The 22,466-nt window shown below is 71.7% G+C and carries 16 protein-coding genes and 1 pseudogene; 8 read left to right on the forward strand and 9 right to left on the reverse strand.

The features are described 5' to 3' along the window. The first annotated feature begins 1 nt into the window (after position 1). Entirely contained in the window at positions 2-1,633 is a 1,632-nt protein-coding gene (locus V6V89_RS07180) for a thiamine pyrophosphate-binding protein (RefSeq protein ID WP_334618183.1), read from the forward strand. 184 nt (positions 1,634-1,817) lie between these two features. Then, a complete protein-coding gene (locus V6V89_RS07185; protein WP_334618184.1) occupies positions 1,818-2,597 on the forward strand; it encodes an alpha/beta fold hydrolase in 780 nt (259 codons plus the stop codon). A 115-nt stretch (positions 2,598-2,712) separates the two neighbouring features. Here the strand turns inward: V6V89_RS07185 and V6V89_RS07190 are convergent, their stop codons facing one another. The 4 genes from V6V89_RS07190 to V6V89_RS07205 all read right to left on the reverse strand — a co-directional run bounded on the left by V6V89_RS07190 (position 2,713) and on the right by V6V89_RS07205 (position 5,831). After that, positions 2,713-3,654: a hypothetical protein gene (locus V6V89_RS07190; protein ID WP_334618185.1), complete on the reverse strand. Its 942-nt coding sequence runs from the start codon at positions 3,652-3,654 to the stop codon at positions 2,713-2,715. Next, positions 3,647-4,147, reverse strand: coding sequence for a SigE family RNA polymerase sigma factor (locus tag V6V89_RS07195; RefSeq protein WP_334618186.1), 501 nt, complete (start codon positions 4,145-4,147; stop codon positions 3,647-3,649). The genes V6V89_RS07190 and V6V89_RS07195 overlap by 8 nt, the downstream gene beginning before the upstream one ends. 42 nt (positions 4,148-4,189) lie before the next feature. After that, a complete protein-coding gene (locus V6V89_RS07200) occupies positions 4,190-4,936 on the reverse strand; it encodes a DUF3152 domain-containing protein (protein WP_334618187.1) in 747 nt (248 codons plus the stop codon). 133 nt (positions 4,937-5,069) lie between these two features. Next, positions 5,070-5,831 (reverse strand): IclR family transcriptional regulator, encoded by a 762-nt coding sequence (locus tag V6V89_RS07205; protein WP_334618188.1) that lies wholly within the window; start codon positions 5,829-5,831, stop codon positions 5,070-5,072. 75 nt (positions 5,832-5,906) lie between these two features. Here V6V89_RS07205 and V6V89_RS07210 point away from each other — a divergent pair, with 75 nt between their 5' ends. Further along, a complete protein-coding gene (locus V6V89_RS07210) occupies positions 5,907-7,040 on the forward strand; it encodes a cupin domain-containing protein (protein ID WP_334618189.1) in 1,134 nt (377 codons plus the stop codon). After that, positions 7,037-7,681, forward strand: coding sequence for a maleylpyruvate isomerase family mycothiol-dependent enzyme (locus V6V89_RS07215; protein ID WP_334618190.1), 645 nt, complete (start codon positions 7,037-7,039; stop codon positions 7,679-7,681). Before V6V89_RS07210 ends, V6V89_RS07215 begins: the two co-directional genes overlap by 4 nt. Before the next feature lie 45 nt (positions 7,682-7,726). Here the strand turns inward: V6V89_RS07215 and V6V89_RS07220 are convergent, their stop codons facing one another. The 4 genes from V6V89_RS07220 to ligA form a co-directional block, all read right to left on the reverse strand. Further along, positions 7,727-9,337 (reverse strand): CBM35 domain-containing protein, encoded by a 1,611-nt coding sequence (locus V6V89_RS07220; protein ID WP_334618191.1) that lies wholly within the window; start codon positions 9,335-9,337, stop codon positions 7,727-7,729. A gap of 107 nt (positions 9,338-9,444) precedes the next feature. After that, positions 9,445-14,238 (reverse strand): diguanylate cyclase, encoded by a 4,794-nt coding sequence (locus V6V89_RS07225; RefSeq protein ID WP_334618192.1) that lies wholly within the window; start codon positions 14,236-14,238, stop codon positions 9,445-9,447. A 308-nt stretch (positions 14,239-14,546) separates the two neighbouring features. Further along, the gene (locus V6V89_RS07230) at positions 14,547-15,419 is read right to left on the reverse strand and encodes a CPBP family intramembrane glutamic endopeptidase (RefSeq protein WP_334618193.1); all 873 of its coding nucleotides are present in this window, start codon (positions 15,417-15,419) and stop codon (positions 14,547-14,549) included. A gap of 277 nt (positions 15,420-15,696) precedes the next feature. After that, complete coding sequence (ligA, locus tag V6V89_RS07235) at positions 15,697-17,835, reverse strand: NAD-dependent DNA ligase LigA (protein ID WP_334618194.1); 2,139 nt, start codon at positions 17,833-17,835, stop codon at positions 15,697-15,699. Positions 17,836-17,955: 120 nt separating this feature from the next. On the opposite strand from ligA, the gene V6V89_RS07240 reads away from it, so the two are divergent. Together V6V89_RS07240 and V6V89_RS07245 are read left to right on the forward strand one after the other, a co-directional pair. Next, complete coding sequence (locus V6V89_RS07240; RefSeq protein WP_334618195.1) at positions 17,956-18,324, forward strand: PadR family transcriptional regulator; 369 nt, start codon at positions 17,956-17,958, stop codon at positions 18,322-18,324. Next, positions 18,321-19,691, forward strand: a complete 1,371-nt coding sequence (locus V6V89_RS07245; RefSeq protein ID WP_334618196.1) for a permease prefix domain 1-containing protein — start codon at positions 18,321-18,323, stop codon at positions 19,689-19,691. The genes V6V89_RS07240 and V6V89_RS07245 overlap by 4 nt, the downstream gene beginning before the upstream one ends. Positions 19,692-19,885: 194 nt before the next feature. Here V6V89_RS07245 and V6V89_RS07250 read toward each other — a convergent pair. Continuing rightward, a pseudogene (locus V6V89_RS07250) lies at positions 19,886-20,217 on the reverse strand (ArsR/SmtB family transcription factor). A gap of 144 nt (positions 20,218-20,361) precedes the next feature. On the opposite strand from V6V89_RS07250, the gene V6V89_RS07255 reads away from it, so the two are divergent. After that, positions 20,362-21,360 (forward strand): fibronectin type III domain-containing protein, encoded by a 999-nt coding sequence (locus V6V89_RS07255; RefSeq protein WP_334618197.1) that lies wholly within the window; start codon positions 20,362-20,364, stop codon positions 21,358-21,360. Positions 21,361-21,691: 331 nt separating this feature from the next. Next, positions 21,692-22,447 carry a hypothetical protein gene (locus tag V6V89_RS07260; RefSeq protein ID WP_334618198.1) on the forward strand — a complete coding sequence of 252 codons (756 nt, stop codon included), beginning with the start codon at positions 21,692-21,694 and terminating at the stop codon, positions 22,445-22,447. Positions 22,448-22,466: the final 19 nt, after the last annotated feature.

Raw genomic sequence — 22,466 nt, forward strand, 5'->3', positions numbered from 1 at the left:
GATGGACGTCGCGACCGCCGCCGGCCGCGCCCTGCGCGCGCAGGGCGTCGACCACGTCTTCGGCGTGGTCGGCAGCGGCAACTTCCACGTCACGAACGCGCTCGTGGCGGCCGGCGCCCGGTTCGTACCGGCCGCGCACGAGGGCGGCGCGGCGAGCATGGCCGACGGGTACGCCCGGGTGTCCGGCCGGCTGGCGGTGCTCAGCGTGCACCAGGGGCCGGGCGTGACCCACGCGCTCACCGGCCTCACCGAGGCGGCCAAGAGCCGCACGCCGCTGGTGGTGCTGGCGCCCGAGGCGACGAACCCGCGGTCCAACTTCTTCGTCGACCTGCCGGGACTGGCGGCCGCGGTGGGCGCCGAGTTCCGGCGGATCGGCGCCGAGCGGGTCGCCGCCGACGTGGCGGGCGCGTGCCGGCTGGCCACCGAGGGCGCCGGCCGCACCGTGGTCCTGGCACTCCCTCTCGACGTACAGGCAATGGCGGCGCTGGACGCGGAGCCACCCGCGGCACAGCGGGCGCCGTACCAGTACTCGACGCGTGCCCTCGGACGGCTGGTCGACGCGCTCGACGCCGCCCACCGACCGGTCTTCATCGCCGGGCGTGGCGCTCGGCGCGCCCGCGCCGAGCTCGCCGCGCTCGCCGACCGGTGCGGCGCGCTGCTCGCGGTCTCCGCGGCGGCCAAGGGCCTGTTCGCCGGCGACCCGTGGTATCTCGACGTGTCCGGCGGCTTCGCGACCCCGCTCTGCGCCGAGTTGGTCGCCGGCGCGGATCTGGTCGTCGCGTGGGGCAGCACGCTGAACATGTGGACCACCCGCCACGGCCGGCTGATCCCGCCGTCCGCGGTGGTCGCGCAGGTCGACGTGGACCCGGCGGCACTCGGCGTGCACCGTCCCGTCGACATCGCCGTGCCCGGCGACGTCGCGGCCGTCGCCGCGAGATGTGAGCACGAGCTGGGCAACCGAGGTCCTCGACCGGCCGGTTGGCGAACGCCGGAGCTGCGCGACCGGATCGCCGCCGAGGGCCACTGGCGCGACGTGTTCTATGTGGACGACAGTGACGGCGACCGGGTCGACCCGCGCACCCTGACGATCGCCCTCGACGACCTGCTGCCGGCCGAACGCACGGTGGCCGTCGACTCGGGCAACTTCATGGGGTACCCGTCGATGTTCCTGTCGGTGCCGGACGCCGCCGGGTTCTGCTTCACCCAGGCGTTCCAGTCGGTCGGGCTCGGCCTGGCCAGCGCACTCGGCGCGGCCGTCGCCCGGCCCGACCGGCTCACCGTGGCGGCGCTCGGCGACGGCGGCTTCCTGATGTCCGTGGCCGAGCTGACCACGGCCGCCAGGCTCGGCCTTCCCCTACTGGTCGTCGTGTACGACGACGCGGCGTACGGCGCCGAGGTGCACCACTTCGGGCCGCACGGCCACCCCCTGGACACGGTCAGGTTCCCAGACACCGACCTGGCGGCGATCGCGCGCGGGTTCGGCTGCGCGGGCGCGACCATCCGCTCACCCGGCGATCTGGCCGCGGTACGCGACTGGCTCGCCGGCCCCCGCGACCGCCCCCTCGTAGTGGACGCCAAGGTGACCTCGCACCGCGGCTCGTGGTGGTTGGAGGAAGCCTTCCGCGGCCACTAGGGCAACCGCGCGACCTCCGCGTCCATGGCGAGGTCGAGCCAGCGAACCGGTCGAGGCTGATCAACCTCGACCGCTAGGCCCCAGCGCTAGACCCGATCGGCGTCCTCCCGAGATAGCTCACAATGTTTGACACTTTGCCTTGCATACGCAAATCTAGTGTCACCCAAGTTGAGGGAGGGCCGCCATGCCGACGACGACCGCCGCCGGTACCACCGTGGAGTACACCGTCGCGGGCAGCGGCCCGGGCCTGGTATTGGTGGCCGGCACCGGCCTTCCCGCACAGGGCAACTTCGGCCATCTCGTCGACGCGTTCACCAGCCACACCGTGGTCCTGCCCGACTACGCCGGCAGCGGCCAGACCACCTTCCCCGACGACGGGCCGCTCGCTCTGGATCTGCTGGCCGAGCAGGTCGCGGCGGCGGCGCGCGAGGCCGTTGACGGGCCGGTCGACCTGGTGGGGTACTCGCTCGGCGCGATGGTCGCGGCGACCGTCGCGGCCAACCACCCGGACCTGGTGCGACGGCTGATCCTGGTCGCCGGCTGGCCAGGGCCGGACGACGCCCGCCACCAGCTGGCCATCGACCTGTGGCTGCGGCTGGAGCGCGCCGACCACGACCTGTTCAACCGCTTCCTGCAGCTGAACTGCCTGAGCGCCCCGTTTCTCAGCGGCCTCGGCGAGGCCGGCGTGGCCGGGCTGCTCGCGGGCGCACCGCCGATCACGCCGGGCATGCGCCGGCACATGGAGCTCGACCTCGTCGCCGATGTGCGCGACCTGCTACCAAAGATCAGCGCGCCCACGCTCGTCGTCGGTCTCACCCGCGACCAGGTCGTGCCCGTCGAGCGCGCCCGGCAGGTACACGAGGCCATCCCGGACAGCGCGTACGCCGAGATCGACACCGGCCACCTGGTGATGTTCGAGCAGCCAGGGGAGTTCGTGGAGGCGGTGCTCGGCTTCCTGCGCTAGCGGACGGGCCGAGCCGGCCAGCTCGCGCCGCTTGACCAGGGACGTTGATCCGCGCCAGCACCGCGCGGTGCGCCCGCGAGGGCTAGGGCATGTCGCGGGAGATCCGCCCCAGGCCCTAGCCGGCCGAGACCGCCGCGTCGGCGGTCGGGTGGACGCCGGCCGCGAACGCGGTCAGCCACGCCTCGTCCAGGCCGGTCCGCGCGGCGGCCTGGATATCGACCATCCGGCCGTCGCCCAGGTCGGCGTGCACGGTGATCGCCAGGTCGCCGCGGGTGATCCGCACCGACCGTCCGCCCACGGTCGCCGACTCGCCCGTCGTGGGCATCTGCTCCACCGGTGAGAGGCTCACCACGAGCTTGTCGCTGAAGGCGGTGCTCGCCGGCACATCCGGTGGCCGGAACGTCATGACGGCCGTGGTCACGTTGTCCAGCACCAGGCCGTCCGGCACGACGTCGAAGTGGAACGGCACCCGCACCGGCACGCTGCCGGCGGCGTCCAGGCCCTCGGCGTACGCGGTCAGGATGCCGACCTCGACGCGGGAGTCCGCTTGGATACGCACCCAGCGGCCGTCCCCCTCCTGCCAGGTCAGTGTCCTGGTGGTGCCGAACGTCAGCGTGCCTGCGCGACCGCGCACCTCGTGTTGGCGCGACGACGTCGGCGGCTCGTCCGGGTCGGACGGTGGCGTCGAGGTGACCGACACGGCCACCCAACGGCCGTCCGCGCTCGACTGGCGCAGCACTGGGCGGCCTTTCTCGATCTCGGCCACCGGGGGACCGTAGCCGCCCAGCGCCAGCCGGGGCAGGAGCGGGAACGGTTCGACGGCCAGTGCCGGCTTGGCCGCCGGCTCGGTGCCGGCCGAGGGCCGCAAAAGGCCGGCCAGCGCGGGCGCGGCGAGCAGGACGGCAGCCGCGGCCACCGCGGCGGCAACGACAGACTGGGTACGCCGGCGGGCGCGCCGGGACCGATGCCGGACCCGTTCGGCGAGGTCGGCGTGCGGGGTGACCTCGCCGGACCGTCGCACCAGGGTGGACCGGACGAGGTCCTCGATCTCATCCATTGCGTGCCTCCGTGACAGGTGACGGCGAGAGCTGGCCGCGCAGCGTAGTGAGGGCTCGGAAGGCGGTGACCCGCACGGTCGGCACCGCGCAGCCGAGCAGGTCGGCGATGTCGCCGTCGGGCAGGTCGAGGTAGTAGCGCAGGACAAGTACGGCCCGCTGGGTGCGGGGCAGGGTCGCCAGCAGGGTCCACATCTCGTCCCGTACGGCCAGTTCGTCCTCCAGGTGGCCGCTGCCCGGGCGGTCCGGGACGACCGCGACGACGGCCTCCGTGCTGGCCCGGCGCCGCCGCCACGACAGGTACTCGCGCAGGATCGCCCGCCGCAGGTACGCCTCCGGCGGCCCGCTCGGCGCGATGCGGTCCCACCGGCGGTACCCGCGTGTCAGCACCTCCTGCAGGATGTCCTCCGCGAGGTGGCGGTCACCGCACAGTAGGTAGGCGAAGCGGAGCAGCGCCGGAGCGCGGGCCGCGACGAAGTCGTCGAACGAGATCATGTTCCTCCCGTCCTGTACACGCGGTCGGGGCCCGGTTTCGTTTCACCGTTTCGGCAGCGGATCGTCGTAGGCGCCGGACGGGCCGCGGTACCGCTCACCGTCGACCAGTGGCCAGGCGTTGGCGACGCAGCCGTGCAGGCCGAGTGTCTGCTGCTGCATGACGGGCGCGGGCCGGCCCCGCTCGGGGCACTTCTCGTGGCCGTTGCCCAGGCGGTGGCCGACCTCGTGGTTGACCACGTACTGCCGGTACAGCTCCAGCTCCGCGCCGTAGTGCGGCACGCCGTGCACCCAGCGGGCCACGTTGATCACCACGCTCGCGCCGTTGCGGCACGACGTGTACCGGTCGTACCCGGTGGCGCAGAGCTTGTCGCGGGTGGCGGGGGTGGCCAGGTACACGGTGAAGTCGTACGCGGAGCCGGGGCCAACCCGGCGCAGCCGCCACTGCCCGTCACCGGTCCAGCTGCGTGGATCGGCAAGTGTCCGATCCACGGCGCTGGCGAACGCGGCCGGGTCGACGTTGCGGATGCCCCGCTCGACGGCGACGCGATAGCGCATGAGCCTCCCGGCCCGGCCGGCGACGCGGCTCTGTCCGGCGGCCACCAGCCAGGTGCCGGCGCCGCGTTCGGGGTACTCGATGGGCTTTTCGATCGTCTTTTCGATTGCCGCGGTCGTCGAAGAGCGAGCGGCCGGGCTCGGTGGCGGCGCGGGCGTGGCCACCGCGGGTGGCCTGGGCGGTGTGGTGCCGCACCCCGCCAGGAGAAGTAGAGCCACCGTCAACGCGATCCTCATGCCGCGTTCACGGGGTGCGGCCGCGCCCCTGTTTCAGATGCGGAGCTTCGTCACACGACGCAACCGTTACCTGCTGTGCGGTTGCCAGCGCGCATCGCGTCGTCGACCTGGTCCGGGGTCAGCCGGGCCGGGCCTAGAGGCCCGCGGAGATGGAGTTGGCTGCCGCCGTCAGGGCGGCCACCACCTCCTTCATTCGGCGGGGTGAATGGCGGACGCTCGGCATGGAGACCGACACGGCGGCGACGGTGTCGCCGCTGGCGTTCGTCACGCCCCGGCCGACGGCGACGACGCCGCGCTCGGAACGCTCCAGGTTGAGGGCGACGCCGCTGCGCCGGATGGCGCGAAGCTCGGTGCGCAGCCGCGCCAGGTCCGGGCGTTCGCCGGAGCCGGTGGCCGGCGTGGCCGCGTAGAGCGCGGACAGTTCGTCGTCGGTCAGGGCCGCCAGCATGACGAGGCCACCGGTCGTCAGGTGCGCCGGCAGGACCATACCCTCCCGGCTGCCGACCCGCAGCGCCTGCGAGCACTCGACCGCGGCGATGAACCGTATGGTCCGGCCGGTGCGGATGCTGACGTTGGCCGTCTCGTCGAGCGCCTCGACGAGGATGCGCAGCGGGCCGAGGGCGGCCGCCCGGATGGCGGCGACGTTCGACTGCGTCTGGGCGGCGATCTCCAACACGGGGCCGACGCGGTAGGTGCGGTCTTCGCTCTGGACGGCGAAGTCGCGGTACACGAGCGTGGAGAGCAGGCGGTGGGCGGTGGAACGGGCGACGCCGAGCCGGATCGCGGCCTCGGACACCGTGAGAGGACCCTCGACCTGCAGGATCACCGCCAGTTGCAGCGCGTGGTCGACGCTGGTCACGCCGTACGCCGGCGGCTCCTTCATCGGCTTGGCCACGATGACCTCTCGCGTCGCTGTTCCGCTGAACAGAATCTACTGTTCCTGAGCGGCCCCGCGGCGCACGGTGCTCGTATGGACTCCCCCGTCTCGCTCAAGGCCGAGGACCGGCCGGATCAGCCGCCGGTCACCCCGGAGCTCGAAGATCTCTATCGCGGCTTCGAGAAGGCGCTGCTGGTGCCGCTGTGGACCCGGATCGGCGACCTGATGCCGCCGCACCCCCGTTCCAAGGCGCAGCCGTACCGGTGGGAGTGGAAGACCCTGGTCGACCTGGCCGCCCGCTCGGGCGACCTCGTGCCGGTCGGGCGCGGCGGTGAGCGGCGGGCCATCGCGCTGGCCAACCCGAGCCTCGGCGGCAGGCCCTACGCCACGCCGACGCTGTGGGCCGCCATCCAGTACCTGATGCCCGGCGAGGACGCGCCCGAGCACCGGCACACCCAGAACGCCTTCCGGTTCGTCGTCGAGGGCGAGGGCGTGTGGACGGTCGTCGGGCGCGACCCGGTGCCCATGCGGCGCGGCGACTTCCTGCCGCAGGCGGGCATGAACTGGCACGCGCACCACAACTCGGCCAATGAGCCGATGGCCTGGATCGACGGCCTCGACATCCCGTTCCAGTACGGCGTCGAGGGGCAGTTCTTCGACTTCGGGCGCGACGAGCTGTCGGAGCGGGAGCACGCGACGCCCGACCGTTCCCGGGCCGAGCGGCTCTGGGGGCACCCGGGCCTGGCACCGGTCTCGAGGCTCCAGCCCAGTGAGGGCAGCCCGCTGCTGCGGTACCGCTGGGAGGACACCGACGCGGCCCTGACCGACCAGCTGGAGCTGGAACGCGAGGGGTACCCGGGCACCGTCGAGCCCGGCCACGCGCTGGTGCGGTACACCAACCCCACCACCGCCCAGGACGTGCTGCCGACCATCCGCGCGCAGTTCCACCGCGTCCGTAGCGGCACGCGGACCGCTCCCCGCCGCGAGACCGGGTCGTCGGTGTACCAGGTGTTCGACGGTTCGGGCCGGGTGAGCGTGGGCGACTCCTCGTGGTCGGTCCAGCGCGGCGACCTGTTCGTGGTGCCGTCCTGGACGCCGCTGTCGATCACGTCCGAGGCGTCCGCGTCCGACTCCGACTCGGGGGCGCTCGACCTGTTCCAGTTCTCCGACGCGCCGATCTTCGCCAAGCTCAACCTGTACCGCAGCCAAGTCGAGGAGGCGCGATGAGGGACCTGCGGACGGCGCTGGCGTGGGTCGCCGAAGGCACCGCGCTGTGCCGGAAGGCGATCGGCGGCCTCGACGAGGCGGCGTACGGCAAGCCGTCGCGGCTGCCCGGCTGGACCCGCAAGCACGTCGTGGCGCACCTGGCCGGCAACGCCGAAGCCATCGCAAACCTCGTGCGGTGGGCACGTACCGGTGAGCCGACCCCCATGTACGCATCGCCGGAGGCCCGCGCCGTGGGTATCCAGACCGGTGCGGCGCTGCCCGGCGCCCGCCTTACCGCGTGGTTCGAGGAGTCGGCGCGGGTCCTGGCCGACGCCATGGCCGGCCTGACCGCCGAGCAGTGGCAAGCGCCGGTGGTCACCGCCCAGGGCCGGACCGTGCCGGCGAGTGAGACGCCCTGGATGCGCGGCCGGGAGGTCATGGTGCACGCCGTGGACCTCGGTGCCGGAATCGAGTTCGCCGACCTGCCCGGGGAGTTCCTCGACGCGCTCCGCGAGGACATCCTCGCCAAGCGCGGCAGGGCCGGCGTGCCCTCGGTGCACGGCGACCCGGCGGAGGTCACCGCCTACCTCGCCGGCCGCCCCTACACGGGCGTGACCACCGCCGACGGCGACCCCGCCGATCCGTTGCCGCCGTGGCTGTGAGCAGTCGGGCCGGCACGTGCGGCGTACCGGCCCGACCCGCGGACGCTAGAGCGTCACGGTCCTGCCGCCGAGGGTGACGACCAGGCGGCCGTCGGAGGCGAAGGACCAGCCCAGGGAGCCGCTGAAGTTGGCGCAGCGGGATCCGTTGGTGCCGGACCAGAACTGGTTGGAGCTGTCGGAGTTGCCGATGATCCGGTCGTTTGCTCCGCTGTTGCAGGAGGTGTTGTTCCGGAAGACCGAGCTACCGGCGTCGAAGTTGAAGTTGCGTTCTTCGTTACCGATGCTGAGGTTGTTCGAGATGGTCATCGAGCCGGGGTTGCGGTTGTAGCCGAACCCGTGCTTGCCGTTCTCGAACGCGATGCTGCGCCGGACGACGTGGTTGACCGCGATGTCCTCGCCGCCGAGCTTGTAGCCGTTGCGGTCACCGTTGCCGGCTTGGCCACCGTTGCTGAGGGTGCCGTTGTCGTAGGCCAGGGAATCCTCGATGGTGACCGCGCCGATGGCTCCGGTGTCGTCCTTGGTGTACAGGTCGTAGCCGTCGTCGATGTTGTTGTGGGCCACGGTGTAGCGGAACACGTTCCCGGGGCCGACGGTGAGTTTGGGGGCGAAGCCGTCGGCGTCTTCGCCGTCGGAGTCGACGTTGTCGTGCGATTCCACGCTCTGGATGAGGTTGTTCGACGGCCACTGGTCGCGGGGAGCGCCAGCTATCAGCCGGGACAGCTGCAGCCCCGAGTCGCGGTTGTGGCGCGTGATGGTGCGTTCGATGATGTTGTTGTTGCCGGCGAGGAGGATCCCGTTGTCACCGGCCCGCTCGACGACGATGCCGCTGATGTGCCAGTAGTTCCCGCCTACGGCGAGCCCGCGGTTGGCCGGGTCCTCGCTCTGGGCCGAGAAGTTCAGCACCGGCCGCTCACCCTGGTAGGCGAACAGCTTCTTGCGTGCGCTGGCGGTGCCGTTGTTACCCTGCGCGATGGTGACGGTCTGGGAGAGGTTGTAGGTCCCGCCGCGCAGGTAGATGGTCCCGCCGGCGCCGATACGGGTGATCGCCGAGGTGAGCGTCGTCGGGTTCGCCTGCGTGCCCGCCGCGCTGTCGCTACCGTTCGGCGCCACGAACAGCGTGTCGCCCGCTGGCGGAGGCGTTGTCGGAGGCGTTGTCGGCGGCGGGGTTGTCGGCGGCGTGCCGTCCGTCGTGGCATCGAGGTAGTCGATGTTCGCCAGGCCCGCCGAGCCGGTCGGGTTGAACCGGATCGTGTTGCTGCCCGCGTTCAGCGTGACAGTCAGCGTCTTGGTGGCCCACGCGTTCCACGCCCCCGTGCCTTCGAACGACACCGACTGCACGGTCGCGCCGTTGACGAGCAGGTTGGCCGGACGGCTGCTCGTCGTGCCATTGCCGAACCGCACGGCGAGCGTCGCCGCACCGGCCGCCGGCGCGTTCACCGTGAACTGGACGAACCCGCTGGTGGAGTTGGTGCCGTTGCAGAAGCCGGAACCGGAGTACCCAGAGTGGTCGCTGTCGATCGTGCCGGTACAGACCGCTGGGGAGGTCTCCGCCTCGTAGCGTTGGGTCGCGGCGAACGCCGAGCCAGCGGCCCATACGCCCACCGCGCCGGCGACGACGGCGGTCGCGCCGCCGGCGACGAGAACTTTGAACCGCATCATTCTTCTCCCGGACACAATATCGAAACATTGACAAACGCCAGCGTACGGAAAGCGCTTTCCGTATCTCAAGAGCTGGCGTTTGCAGGTTTGTTGCAGGTCACGGGTTACGTCGTGCGGGGCAGGGCCGCGTGCACCTGGTTGCGGCCGCCGCGCTTTGCCCGGTACAGCTCGGCGTCGGCATCCTCGACGAGCTGGTGCCACGCGCCGTCACTGGCCGGGATGGCAGCGGCGACACCAATGCTCACGGTCACATCTCGCGCCGGGAGCGTCATGACCGCCACCCGCAGGCGCTCGGCGGCCGCCACGGCGGCCTCCAGACCCATCCCGGGCATCACGACCGCGAACTCCTCGCCGCCGTACCTGGCGACCAGGTCGGTGTCGCGGACGTGCTGGCGCACGCGGGCCGCCACCCGCTGCAGGCAGCGGTCGCCCGCCGCGTGTCCAAAGTGGTCGTTGTACAGCTTGAAGTGATCAATGTCGATCATGGCGAAGCTGATGGGCGCCGCCGTGGCCTCGGCGCGCTGCCACTCGGCGTCCAGGACCTCCTCCAGCCGGCGCCGGTTGGCGACCCCGGTCAGCGGGTCGGTGACGCTCAGCTGCTCCAGGCGCGTGTTGGCGATGCTGAGCAGCTCGTTGGCGATCGCCAACTCCTCGGTGCGCTCGGCGACCTTGCGCTCCAGCGACGCGTACACCATGGCGTTTTCGAGGGAGACGGCCAGCTGGCCGGCGATGAGCCTGACCCCGTCGAGCCTCTCGGCGGAGAACGCCCCTCGGATGAGGCGGTTCTCCAGCAGCAGCACCGCCCGCAGCGCGCCCCGGTTGACGATGGGCACGGCCAGCAGCGAGCAGCAGGCGACATCGGCGAAGTACGGGTCGCGGGCGAAGCGGTCGTCGCGGGTGGCGTCGCGCGTGACCAGCGGCTCGCGCAGCCGCTGGGCGTAGCGCACCACCGACAAGGGGAGGGTGTGCTCACGCCCGGCCGGGGGCAGCAGCCACTCCTGCGCCTCGTCGTTCCACAGCACCAGGTGCACGCCCGTGGCGCCGGTCATCGCGCTGAGCACCTCGACGACGTACGAGTGCAGCCCTTCGACGCTGGTCTGCGAGCTCAGCTCCTGCGACGCGGACAGGACACCGAGCAGGTCGATCGCCCCGGTCGTGACAGCAGCGCGGCGATCGCGCGGCCGCAGGGTCGGGTAGGCCCAGTCCAGCTGGTCGACCTTCGCCGTCGCGCCCCACGCCAGGTACTCCTCGCGTGCCTGCGCCAGAAGCTCGTAGCCGGTGTGCTCGACGCCGTGCGCGAGGTGGAAGCGGGCCGCGCGCTCCGCGATCAGCGCCCGGTGCCACGGACGCTGGCGGTCCTCGACCTCGCGCCGCGCGGCGTCGAAGGTGAGCACAGCGGCGCGGAAGTCGCCCACCGCCCAGGCCCGCTCGGCCTCGACGAGCCGGAGCAGATGCAACAGGTTCTCCGGCGCGTCCGCCGCGCGGGTGGCCAGCCATCCGGTCACACCGTCCAGTTCGGACAGTAGGGCCTCACGCTCGGCGCCCCGGCTGGCGCGGACCTGCCCGCCGAGGGCCAGCCCGCGCACCAGGTAGGCGGTGGCGGTCGGGTAGCTGCCCAGGTCGGCCGGCAGCACCGGCATCGCCGCGGCGGTGTGCTGCGACAGGGCGACCGGATCGCCGAAGATGGCGGCAGCAACCGCGTGGCTGATGTGCCCGTGGAGGATCGCGAGCGGGTTGTCCGCGTACCGGTCGATGGGCGCCGCCGCCGCGGAGCTCTCGCCGCGCAGCACGCCGACCAGCCACCGGTAGATGTCGAGCGTCGCGCCGGTCTGCTCGTCGCCGCCGCGCCGCACCAGGGCCAGCCCCGCCTCCACCTCGGCCGCCACGCTGTCGAGCGTCGGCGCGCAGTCCAGCATGCCGCGCACGGTGGTGTGGTAGGTGTAGATGGCGTACACCAGGTTGCCGCTGCCGATCAGCCCCTCGCGGGCCCGCCGAGCCCCCGCGACACAATTCTCGACCGGCTCGAAGCACCAGCACAGGGTGGCGAACAGGAAGCGGATCTGCGACGTGTCAGGCTCGTAGCCACGGGCCTCGCCCAGCGCCAGGACCCGCCGCAGCGCCCGGTAGCCGGCGGCGTAGTCCGCCCGCATCGCCACGACACCGAAGGCGGCGATCCCAACCGGGCCGATGAGGGTGGGGCCGGGGCCGTGTTCGAGCCAGATCCGCACCGCCTCCAGGCTCAGCCACGCGTGCGTGGCCGGGTCGGGAAACAGGAACGCCGCCGGCAGGACCGCGTCGATAAGGCGGGTCGCGGCGAGCAGCGCCGGGTCGGTGAGCTCCGGCCGGGCCAGGTCGTCCGCGTCGTCGACGCGGTCCAACCACCGGTAGAGATGCTCGAACTGATGGTCCAGCTCCGCGAACAGCCGGTCCGCCGCCGGTACCGTGATGCCGAGCTCGCGCAGCGCCGCCAGGCCGAGGCTTAGCGCCTCCGCGTACCGGTTGCGGAAGGTCAGGCCGCGCACCTGCACCCCCGTCGCGGTCGCGCGCTCCATCGTGGTGGGTCGCAGCGCGACGATCTCCCGATACTCCTCGTCCGCGTCATCCAGGCGCGCCACGCCGAACAGCGCGGCGTGGCGGCCGGTGCGCAGCTTGATAAGCGTGGCGGTGTCGTCCGGGTCGGCGAGCCGCAGCGCGGCCGTCAGCAGCGTGTACACCAGCGGGTGGTCTCCGACCATGGCGGCCTGGCCGGCAGCGCGCCGCAGCAGCCCGACGACCTCGCGCCGCTCGCCGGGGTCGTCGACCGCGTCGACCACCGGCAGGTACTGCTCCGCCGCGACGGCGAACAGCTCCGGCACCGCCGCGAGCCGCCGCGCCATGGACAGTTGCAGGGTGCGCCGCCGCGGCTGGTCCATCTCGTCGAGGATCACCTCGCGGATCCGGTCGTGTCGGAACCGCATCGCCTCGTGCGCGCCCGGCTCGACCACCAGCAGGCCCTCGTCGAGCGCCGCGGCGAGGATCCGCTCCACCTCCGCCGCCGGCTCGCGGGTCGCGACCTGCAGCACGGTGACCTCGGCGCGCCCGCCGAGGCACGCCATCGCCTCGACCATTACCCGCGTCCGCGCGGGCAGCGCCTCGAACGGCGCCGTCAGCAGCCCGGCGACCTCCGAGCGTCCCAGGTGAGCCCGTACCGCCGACGGCTCCCACCGCCAGCCGCTGGCCGTCGCGGTCAGCACGCCGTCGCGGCGCAGCGTGTTGAGCAACTCGGCACTCTCGTACGGGTTGCCGGACGTGTATGCCTCGATCACCTCGACGAGGGCCTTCGTCGAGTCCGGGGCCGCGTGCAGCATCTCCGCGACCATGGTTCGCAGGCCGCGCTCGGGCAGGTTGTCGAGCCGCAGGTGGCGCACCGCGGCCTGGCCGCGCCAGCGCGCCAGCGGCGCGGCCAGCGGGTGCGCCTCGTCCAGGTCGTCGTCGCGGTACGTGCCGACCAGCAGCAGGCCATCGACCGGATCCTCACCCAGCACGAGGTCGACGAAGCCGAGAGGGGTGCGCCCCGCCCATTGCAAGTCGTCGAGGAAGAGCACCACGGGCCGCTTGCGCGAGGCGATCGCTCGGAGCATCTGTACGCCGGTGCGCTGCGCCCGCGCCTGCGCCGTCAGCGGATCCCCCGGGTCGGGCGGCACCGCCAGCAGCGCCGCGAACTCCGGCGAGGTCGCCGCCACCAGGCCCGCGTTCGCGCCGATCGCCGTCAGGATCCGCTCGCGCACCTCGGCCAGGTCTTCCTCCGGCTCGGCCAGCAGCAGCCGGCCCAGGGCGCGGAACGCCTGGTGGACGGCGTCGAACTCCAACGCCCGCCGGTACTGGTCGTACTTGCCGGCCACGTACCAGCCATCACCACCGGTCACCGCCGGACGCAGCTGCTCGACCAGCGCTGTCTTGCCGACGCCGGGCGGGCCGCCGACCAGTACCCCGCGGCACCGTCCGGCGAGGGTCTCCGCGAACGCCGTCTCCAGCGCCGCCACCTCGTCCTCGCGGCCCACGAGGCGCGACGGCGGCAGCAGCCGCAGCGGAAAGTCGTGCTCACCGACGTGCACCCGGGCGCCGGCGTCCTTCAACCGCTCGAGGTCGTGGGCCACGCCGTCGGCGGTCTGGTACCGGTTGTCCGGTTCCTTCTCCAGCAGGTGCATGATGATCGCCGCCAGCGGCCTGGGGACGGCCGGGTTCACCTCGGCGGGCGGCCGCGGCACCCGCGCCAGATGATCGTGCGTGAGGCGCAGCGGATCACCGGTACCGAACGGCGGCTCCCCCGTCGCCAGCTCGTACAGCGTGGCCCCCAAGGCGTACAGGTCGGCGCGCTCGTCCACCGATCGGCCGGTGCGCCCGGTCTGCTCCGGCGCCAGGTACGCCAGCGTCCCGACGATCTCGGTGTGGTGCGTGAACGCCGGCCGGATCTCCGCCAGCGACGACGCCAGCGCGAAGTCCACCAGGCACGGGGCGCCCGCGTCGGAGACCACGATGTTCGCCGGCGAGATGTCCTGGTGCATCACGCCCCGGCGGTGCGTCCCCGCCACGACGCGGGCCAGCTCCAGCGCGAGCGTGACCAGTTCGTCGACGATCAGCGGTTTCGGCAGGTCGGCGAGGCTCACGCCGCCGTCCGCCAGTACCAGCGACCCCGGGTACCGCGGCGCGTCCAGCAGCTGCGCCACCCCGGGTACTCCGCCCAGCCGCTCCAGCATCGCCAGCTCGTGCCGCAGCCTGCGGTCCGCGTCCGGGCCCAGCGGCTCCTTGCGGATCGCGGTGCGCCCCGGGAGGAACAGCCGGGTCACGCGCGTGCGCCCACTCTCGTGCAGCACTTCGGTCCGGACCGGCGCGTCCCGGCCCGGCGGGACCCAGGCCATACCCCGTGCTTACACCCTTCTTCCGCCGATCACCCCCTCTTCCGCCGATCACCCCCACCTCCGCCGATCACCCCCACCTCCGCCGATCACCCCGCCTTCCGCCGATCACCCCCTCCTCCGCCGATCACCCCGCCTTCCGCCGATCACCCCCTCCTCCGCCGATCACCCCGTCTTCCGCCGATCAAGGGCAAACGCACGTGGTTCGATCTCTTTTCCGCGTGCGTTTGCCCTTGATCGGCGCAGATCTCCTTGATCGGCGAGCATCGTCGCCCGTGGCGTCGATGGGGCGATCCGCGGCCCGGACGCGCTCAACCACGCCTGGGACGACCTCCACGACGCCTACGCCACCAAGCCGGGCGTGCACCGCCTGGGTGGCTGGGGTCCCCCGTCCTTCCCCACAGCGCCTGGACCGTAAAGACGCCGAGCGCCAGCGGGATCAACCCGAGCGCGATCTGCTGGAGAAGATCGAGGTCACTGACGGCGAACCGGTCCCAGAACGGGCCGACGATCTGCTCCGCCGTCTGGAACGCGAGATGGAAACCGACGGGCACCCAGAGGGTGTCCGTGACCGCCCTGATGACCCCTTGCACGTAGGCGAAGGCGAAGAAGAGCACGATCCGGTCGACGCTGCCGGCGGCACCGACCACGACGCCGAAGAGTGTGAACAGCGCCGCCTGGGCCAGTACGGCCGCCCAGCGTGGCAGCGCCGTGGCGAGGTTGCGGAAGAGGTACCCGCGAAAGACGAGCTCCTCGGGCAGCGCCTCGTACAGGAAGACGAGGACCACGAGGGCCAGCACGGACAGCACCGCCTCGGCCAGCGAGCCACGCAGGCCGATCGTCAACCCGCCGGTCGCGGTGATGGCCGCGACGGCGAGGCCGGCCGGGATCAGATAGCCGGCCATACCCAGCAGGAGCAGGCGCCCGACGGTACCCGGTGAGGCGCGCCGCAGCCCGCTCCACGGGAGCCGGTCAAGGTGCCGGTAGGCCAGAACGACCATGGGGACGGCGAGCGCGGTGGCCGCCACCGCCGACGCGACGTGCCTGCCACGGTCGTAGCCCGACCCGAACAGCGCGTCGCCCATCCAGTGGATGAACAGCCAGATCAGCGTCGCGGCTCCGAACACGATCGCGATCCGCCAGACCAGGTGGAGCCGCCGGCCGCCGGTGTCCATACTCGCCATCCGCTCCCCCAACACGCGTTGGTCCGAGTCTGCGGACGGCAGCGGCCGGGCGCTACGGCCCAAGAGCCATTGCCGATACGACCAAAGTCGGTCTATTCCAAAGGCGGGCATCGCGTGGGCATGCGGCGGGCGCCGCGCCGATCAAGGGCATTCGCATGGATCAAGGGCAAACGCACGCAGAAAAGAGATCGAACCACGTGCGTTTGCCCTTGATCGACGGAGAGCACGGGCGCGCGGAGAGCACGGGCGCGCGGAGAGCACGGGCGCGGACGTTCGGCTAGGACGGGGTGTCCAGGATGGAGCGGGCGGTGTCGGTGTCGCCGGTGGTGTGTGCCCGTAGGAGTGCGGCGAACTGGTCGGCCGCCAGGATGCGGACGCCGAGCTGCTCGGCCTTGTCGGCCTTGCTGCCGGCGCCCTCGCCGACGACGACCAGGTCGGTGCGTTTGGACACCGATCCGGAGGACTTGCCGCCCAGGGTCTCGACTGCCTCGTTGCCCTCGTTGCGGGTCAGGCCCGGCACCGAACCGGTGACCACCACGGTCATCGGCGTGCCGTCGGGCTTGCGCAAGGGCAGCATCTCGGCGGGCACGGTGGGAGCGTCGAGGGCGGGGCTGCCGGGCTCGGTCATGTTGACGCCGCGCTCGGCGAGCTTGGCGATCACCGGGGCGAGTTCGGCCAGCTCGGCGGCGATCGTCACCGCGCGTTCCGGGCCGATGCCGTCGACCCGCTGGAGGTCTTCGACGGTGGCGCCGGTCAGGGCCTGCATGGTGCCGAAGTGCCGGGCCAGGCGGCGCGAGATGGAGCGGCCGGTCATGCGTACGCCGAGGCCGGTCAACACGCGCGACAGCGGCCGGCCCTTGGAGGCCTGGATGTTGCCGACGAGCTTGCCCGCGGAGACCTCGCCCATACGGTCGAGCCCGACGAGGGTGGCCACCTCCAGGTCGTACAGGTCGGCGGGGTCGGTGACGAGACCGGCGGCCACCAGCATGTTAATGATCTTGTCGCCGAGGCCCTCGATGTCCATGGAGTCGCGTGCGGTGTAGTACGCCAGCGACTCGTGGGCGCCGCAGGCCCGGCCCCGCGTGCACCGCCACCGCTTCTGGGACCGGTCGATCTCGCCGCCGCAGCGCGGGCAGGCCGCCGGCGGCTCGAACGGCACCGAGTCGGCCGGGCGGTCGTCGAGCTTGGCGCCGGTGATCTCGGGGATGACGTCGCCGGCCCGGCGCACGAACACGGTGTCGCCGACGCGCACGTTGCGGCGCTCCAGGTCGTCGAAGTTGTGCAGGGTGGCGGACGTGACGGTGACGCCGCTGACCACGACGGGCTCCAGAACGGCCACCGGCGTGATCACTCCGGTACGCCCTACCTGGACCTCGATGCCGAGCAGCCGGGTCGTGCGGGTGTCGGCGGGAAACTTGTACGCGATGCCCCACCGAGGCGCGCGGCTGGAGAATCCGGCCTGCTCCCGATCGGCGGGCTGGTCGGCCTTGATGACCGCGCCGTCGACGCCGAATCCGAGCTCGCCGCGGCGCGCCTGCAGCGTCGCTACCGCCTCTATGACCTCGTCGAGGCTCGCGCACAGCGGCATTCCCGCCGCGGACGTCGCGGTGGTCGCCACGCCGAGCTGGCCGACGCGCGCCATCGCCGCCGAATGCGGCACCGGCTCACTGTCGCCACCATCCTGGCTGTGCACCGCGTACGCGAGGAAGGACAGCGGCGCGTCGTAGGCGCGGTCGACGGCTCGCAGGGTGCCGGCCGCGGCGCTGCGCGGGTGCGCGAACGCCGGCTCACCGTGCCCGGTGCGCAGCTGGTTGGCCTCGGCGAAGTCCGCGTCGGTCATGAAGACCTCGCCGCGGATCTCCACCGTGACCGGCTCGGTCAGCCGGGCCGGCAGGCCGACGGCCCGGCGGGCCTGACCGGTGACGTCCTCCCCCGCGCGGCCGTCGCCGCGCGTGGCGACCAGCGTCAGCGCGCCGTCGACGTAACGCGCCGCGATTGCCAGGCCGTCGATCTTCGGCTCCACCGTGTATCCGCCAGCCGGGCGGCCCAGCAGCCGCTCCAACCGGGCGCCCCACCGTCGCAGCGTCTCCTCGTCGAACACGTTGTCGAGGCTGAGCATCGGCGAGCTGTGCTCCACGTCGCCGACCACCCCGGCGCCGGCGGCGACCACCTCGGTCGGCGTGTCTTCCGCCTTCCACTCCGGATGCGCCGCCTCCGTCGCCGCGACCCGAGCGATCAGGGCATCGTAGGTCGCGTCGTCCATGAGCAGCTGAGAGCCGCTGTAGTACGTGGTGGCTGCCGCCCTGATCTCGGCGATGGCCTCCTGGTACGCCGTCACGGACTCGAAGGGCACCGCGCGCGCCGCGTCGACGACCGGCCCCGCCGCACCCTCAAGATCAGCAATACCGCCGGCCATGCCGACCTCCCCGTGTCTTTCCCTGCCCGACCTGCCAGAAGCCTAGTGCCGCCCTCCGACATTGCGTGGCCGTGATACCTAGAACTACTATGCATTGCAGTTCTAGGGTTGGGTGGTTGGATGTACATCACCAAAGACCTCGTCGCGGCGTCCGCGACGCCGCTGGTGCTGGGGATACTCGCCGAGGGCGAAAGCTACGGATACGCGATCCTCAAGCAGATCAACGAGGTGTCGGGCGGTCAGCTGGAGTGGACCGACGGCCTGCTCTACCCGTTGCTGCACCGCCTGGAGCGGCTGGGCCACGTCGAGTCGGCCTGGCAGACACCGCCCGGGGAACGCCGCCGCAAGTACTACCGCATCACCGACCAGGGCCGGGCCGAGCTCGCCGAGCAGCGCCGCCAGTGGGCCACGGTCGTAGACGCGCTGCGGGGCGTCTGGAACGCCACCCCGTCCGTCAAGCCGATCCCGGCGTGGGAGGCGGGGCGATGAGCGTGGACAGCGACAACGACCTGGAAGGCCAGATCGCCGAGTGGCGGGCCTACACGCACCGCCGCCGCCCCCTGCACCACACCGACGTCGACGAACTGGAAGACCACCTCCGCAGCCGGATCGCCGAGCTGACCGAGGCGGGCCTGCACTCCGACGAGGCGTTCCTCATCGCCGTCAAGCGCATGGGCAGCCTCGACCAGCTGTCGCGGGAGTTCGCTCGCGAGCATTCCGAACGGCTGTGGAAGCAGCTCGTGCTGCCCGGTGAACCGGACGCGCCCACCGCCGCCCGCTCCCGCCGCGAGCTGATCGCCATGGTGCTCTGCGCGGCCGCCGCCGCGCTCGCGATCAAGGTGCCGGCCCTGTTCGGGCTCGACATGTCCGGCGACGGCGACGCGTTCTACGCGCGAAACGCCAGCCTGTTCGCGCTGCCAGCGCTGGCCGCGTACTTCGCGTGGCAGCGCCGGGTCGGTCCGCGTGTCATCGGCGTACTCGCGCTGCTGTTCGCCATCGGCGTGGTCGCCGCGAACGCGTACCCGCTGGACGAGGATTCGCAGTCCATCGTGCTCACGGCGATCCACCTGCCGCTGGCGCTGTGGCTGGTCGTCGGCGTCGCCTACGTGGGCGGCGACTGGCGTAACGACCGGCGGCGGATGGACTTCGTCCGGTTCACCGGTGAGTGGCTGATCTACTTCGTCCTCATTGGACTGGGTGGTGGCGTGCTCACGGCCTTCACGGCGGGCACCTTCCAGGCCATCGGCCTCGACGCCGAGGAGTTCATCGGAGCCTGGCTGCTACCGTGTGGCGCCATGGCCGCCGTCGTCGTGGCGGCATGGTTGGTCGAGGCCAAACAGAGCGTCATCGAAAACATGGCGCCGGTGCTCACCCGCGTCTTCACCCCACTGTTCGCGGCGACGCTGCTGGCCTTCCTGGTCGCCATCGTCTGGACCGCCAACGGCATCGACGTCGAGCGCGACGTGCTCATCATCTTCGACCTGCTGCTGGTCGTCGTGCTGGGCCTGCTGCTGTACGCGATCTCCGCCCGCGACCTCACGGCCCGGCCGGGCCTCTTCGACCACGTGCAGTTCGCGCTCGTCGTCAGCGCCCTGATCATCGACGCGCTGGTGCTGCTGGCGATCACCGGCCGGATCTCCGAGTGGGGCTTCAGTCCCAACAAGACGGCCGCGTTGGGCGAGAACCTCATCCTGCTCACCAACCTGGCGTGGTCGGCGTGGCTGTTCCTCGGCTTCGTGCGAGGCCGCGCGCCCTTCGCCCGCCTGGAACACTGGCAGACCCGTTACCTGCTCGTGTACGCCATCTGGGCCTGGACAGTGGTCCTGGCCTTCCCCTTGATCTTCGACTTCGCCTGACCCGCCCCATCCTCCGCTGGTCCCGCACGCCGCACGCCCATGCCCTCCCCGCCGATCAAGGGCAAACACACGTGCTTTGATCTCCGATCCGCGTGCGTTTGCCCTTGATCGATGGAGATCTCCCTGATCGACGGACAGGGCCGGGCCGGCCTCCGGCGGTGACGGCGCGGCCTGCCGCTCCACCGCGTACGTCGTCATGGGCAGTCTCCGTCCGCGTCAACCGGGCAGGAGGCGTCCGGATCGATGGCGAGCGCCAGGTCGACCAGGTCACCGAGCGCGTGAGCCAAGCGCCGGTCGGCCAGCTCGTACCGGGAGCGCCGCCCTTCCGGCACCGCCACCACGAGGCCGCAGCCGCGCAGGCAGGCCAGATGGTTGGGCAGGTTGGTCCGCGAGACACGGAGCTGGTCGGCCAGGTCGGCGGGGTACGCGGGCCGTCGCGCAGCGCCAGCAGCAGGCGGCAGCGGGTCGGATCGGACAGGGCGTGCCCGAGCCGGGCCAGCACCGAGGAGTGAGAGGCAACTGTCACCACGCCAGTGGCAGTACAGCAGACACTGAACTCAGCAAAGACTGAACGCTGGCGTGTCCAGCCATGTCCAGTATCGACGGCGGTGAACGAATGGGCGGTGCGATCATGTGCTCCCATCCTCTCCAAGCCCGCGCGGAGTCATCGATGAGAATCGTTCGAAGACTAGCCATCCTCGGAACCGGCGTGCTGGCAACACTCGTCACAGCGCACCCCGCGCACGCCGCAACGCCACTGCCCACGCCCGGCACACCCGTCGCGACGAACGTCACCACCACGAGCGCGTCGTTCTCCTGGACACCCTCGTCCGGCCCTGTGGCCGACTACACCATCCAGACCATCGACGTCGTCGGTAGACCCTGGCGCGTGCTCGCCACCACGTCGGAAACCACGTACACGCACACGAACCTCAACCCCGACTCGGTATACACGTACCGCGTCATCGCCAACCCCACCGCCGGCTCCGACCACACCGCCAGCAGCGCCACGCCACATCTGTGGGTGCGCACCCGGCCGCTGCCCGACTCCGTACCGCCGACCGAGCCCGGCGTGCCGCGCGCGTTCCCGGTCAGCACGGTCTCGGCGACCCTGACGTTCGGCTTCTCGACCGACAACAACCGGGTCGACGCGTACTGGGCGCAGCGCCAGGTCGACGGCGTGTGGACCGACTGGGCGACCAACAACATCACGACGGTCTACCTGCGCGATCTGGCACCGGGCACGACGTACACGGTCGCCGTGGTCGCGGTCGACGCCAACGGCAACCGGTCTGCGCGCTCCGACCCGCTCACCTTCACCACGCGCGCGCTCGAGCCGGCGCCGACGTGCCGGGTCCAGCTGCTGCCCCTCGGCCAGCACTATCAGGTCAATGTCACCATCGAGAACATGACCGCGGCCACCATCGTGGAGAGCTGGACGCTCACGTTCACGTTCCCCGCCGGGCAGACGATCCTGTACAGCAACAGCGTGACCATCACCCGCGATGGCACTGTGGGCACGGCGACGCCCCATTCGTACCTCGCGCGCATCGACCCCGGCGGCACCCGCCCCTTCGGCTTCTTCGCCACGAACACGGCCGGTTCGCCGTTGCCCAGCGGCTTCACCCTCAACTCCACGGCGGGAGTGTTCCCCTGCACGATCGCGTAACGACCATCGTCCACGCCTTCTTGAACGACCCCGATCAAGGGCAACCGCACGCGGAAAGAGATCGAACCACGTGCGGTTGCCCTTGATCGCGAGGGTTCTGCTCTCTGCCGCCGTCGCAGATCGGATAGCCCCGCGCGGACCGGCGGATCAGGACGGGAAACACGTCGTCCCATATCTCATGATCACGACCCGAGCGTCCGGTTCGCTGGCCTATTCGCGCAGGTCAACAGGCGTGTAGCTCTTGCGGACACCAATCAAAGCGGCCTACAGTTCGAACACCTGTACGCCAGCCTTCTCCTGGCGCGCGCACCACCGCGATCAGAGGAGCCTGATGACCACCGGCCCCGCCGAGCACGCACCACCGCCCGGCGACCACACCGCCACGGCCCCCCGGCCGCGGCTGGCCGACCTGCCCGCCGGCGTCACACCCGCCGGCGTCACCCCAGCCAGCACGGTCACCGCCCGCCCCGGCACCGACCGCGGCTACCCCGCCCCACCCGCACTCGCCGACCTACTGCCCGGCGGCATGTTCCGCCGGGGCTCCAGCCTCGAAATCCTCGGCTCCGGCTCCCTCATGCTCGCCGTCATCGCCGCCGCCACCACCCACGGACAATGGACAGCCGCCGTCGGCATGCCCGACCTCGGCTGCCTGGCCGCCGCCGAACACGGCGTCGACCTACGACGCCTCGTCCTCATACCCCACCCCGGCGCACACTGGCCAACCATCATCGCGGCCCTTGTCGACGGCTTCGACATCGTGGCCGCCCGCCCACCCTCGCCACTGACCGCACCAGAACACCGTCGACTGGCCGCCCGGATCCGGCAACGCGGCGCTCTCCTGATCACCACCCAACCCTGGGACAACGCCGACGTCACCCTCCGCGTCACCAGCCAACGCTGGCACGGCCTCGGCCAGGGCCGCGGCCGTCTCAAGCACCGCAGCGTCACCGTCACCGTCGAAGGACGCGGCGCCCTGACCCGCGCCCGCCAGATCACACTGTGGCTACCCTCCCCCAACGGCGAACCCATCGCCGCCTACGACAACGCCGGCGAAGAGGGGACGCCGGCAATCCGGACGGTCGCCTGAACCAAGCCACGGCACCGGC

This window comes from Micromonospora sp. CPCC 206061, from assembly GCF_036906915.1.
Lineage (GTDB): Bacteria > Actinomycetota > Actinomycetes > Mycobacteriales > Micromonosporaceae > Phytohabitans.

Excerpts from the sequence above, each read along its gene's own strand:
- V6V89_RS07180 (WP_334618183.1), top strand. The coding sequence starts at position 2 with ATGGACGTCGCGACCGCCGCCGGCCGCGCCCTGCGCGCGCAGGGCGTC.
- V6V89_RS07185 (WP_334618184.1), top strand. The coding sequence starts at position 1,818 with ATGCCGACGACGACCGCCGCCGGTACCACCGTGGAGTACACCGTCGCG.
- V6V89_RS07190 (WP_334618185.1), bottom strand. The coding sequence starts at position 3,654 with ATGGATGAGATCGAGGACCTCGTCCGGTCCACCCTGGTGCGACGGTCC.
- V6V89_RS07195 (WP_334618186.1), bottom strand. The coding sequence starts at position 4,147 with ATGATCTCGTTCGACGACTTCGTCGCGGCCCGCGCTCCGGCGCTGCTC.
- V6V89_RS07200 (WP_334618187.1), bottom strand. The coding sequence starts at position 4,936 with ATGAGGATCGCGTTGACGGTGGCTCTACTTCTCCTGGCGGGGTGCGGC.
- V6V89_RS07210 (WP_334618189.1), top strand. The coding sequence starts at position 5,907 with ATGGACTCCCCCGTCTCGCTCAAGGCCGAGGACCGGCCGGATCAGCCG.
- V6V89_RS07215 (WP_334618190.1), top strand. The coding sequence starts at position 7,037 with ATGAGGGACCTGCGGACGGCGCTGGCGTGGGTCGCCGAAGGCACCGCG.
- V6V89_RS07220 (WP_334618191.1), bottom strand. The coding sequence starts at position 9,337 with ATGCGGTTCAAAGTTCTCGTCGCCGGCGGCGCGACCGCCGTCGTCGCC.
- V6V89_RS07225 (WP_334618192.1), bottom strand. The coding sequence starts at position 14,238 with ATGGCCTGGGTCCCGCCGGGCCGGGACGCGCCGGTCCGGACCGAAGTG.
- V6V89_RS07230 (WP_334618193.1), bottom strand. The coding sequence starts at position 15,419 with ATGGCGAGTATGGACACCGGCGGCCGGCGGCTCCACCTGGTCTGGCGG.
- ligA (WP_334618194.1), bottom strand. The coding sequence starts at position 17,835 with ATGGCCGGCGGTATTGCTGATCTTGAGGGTGCGGCGGGGCCGGTCGTC.
- V6V89_RS07240 (WP_334618195.1), top strand. The coding sequence starts at position 17,956 with ATGTACATCACCAAAGACCTCGTCGCGGCGTCCGCGACGCCGCTGGTG.
- V6V89_RS07245 (WP_334618196.1), top strand. The coding sequence starts at position 18,321 with ATGAGCGTGGACAGCGACAACGACCTGGAAGGCCAGATCGCCGAGTGG.
- V6V89_RS07255 (WP_334618197.1), top strand. The coding sequence starts at position 20,362 with ATGAGAATCGTTCGAAGACTAGCCATCCTCGGAACCGGCGTGCTGGCA.
- V6V89_RS07260 (WP_334618198.1), top strand. The coding sequence starts at position 21,692 with ATGACCACCGGCCCCGCCGAGCACGCACCACCGCCCGGCGACCACACC.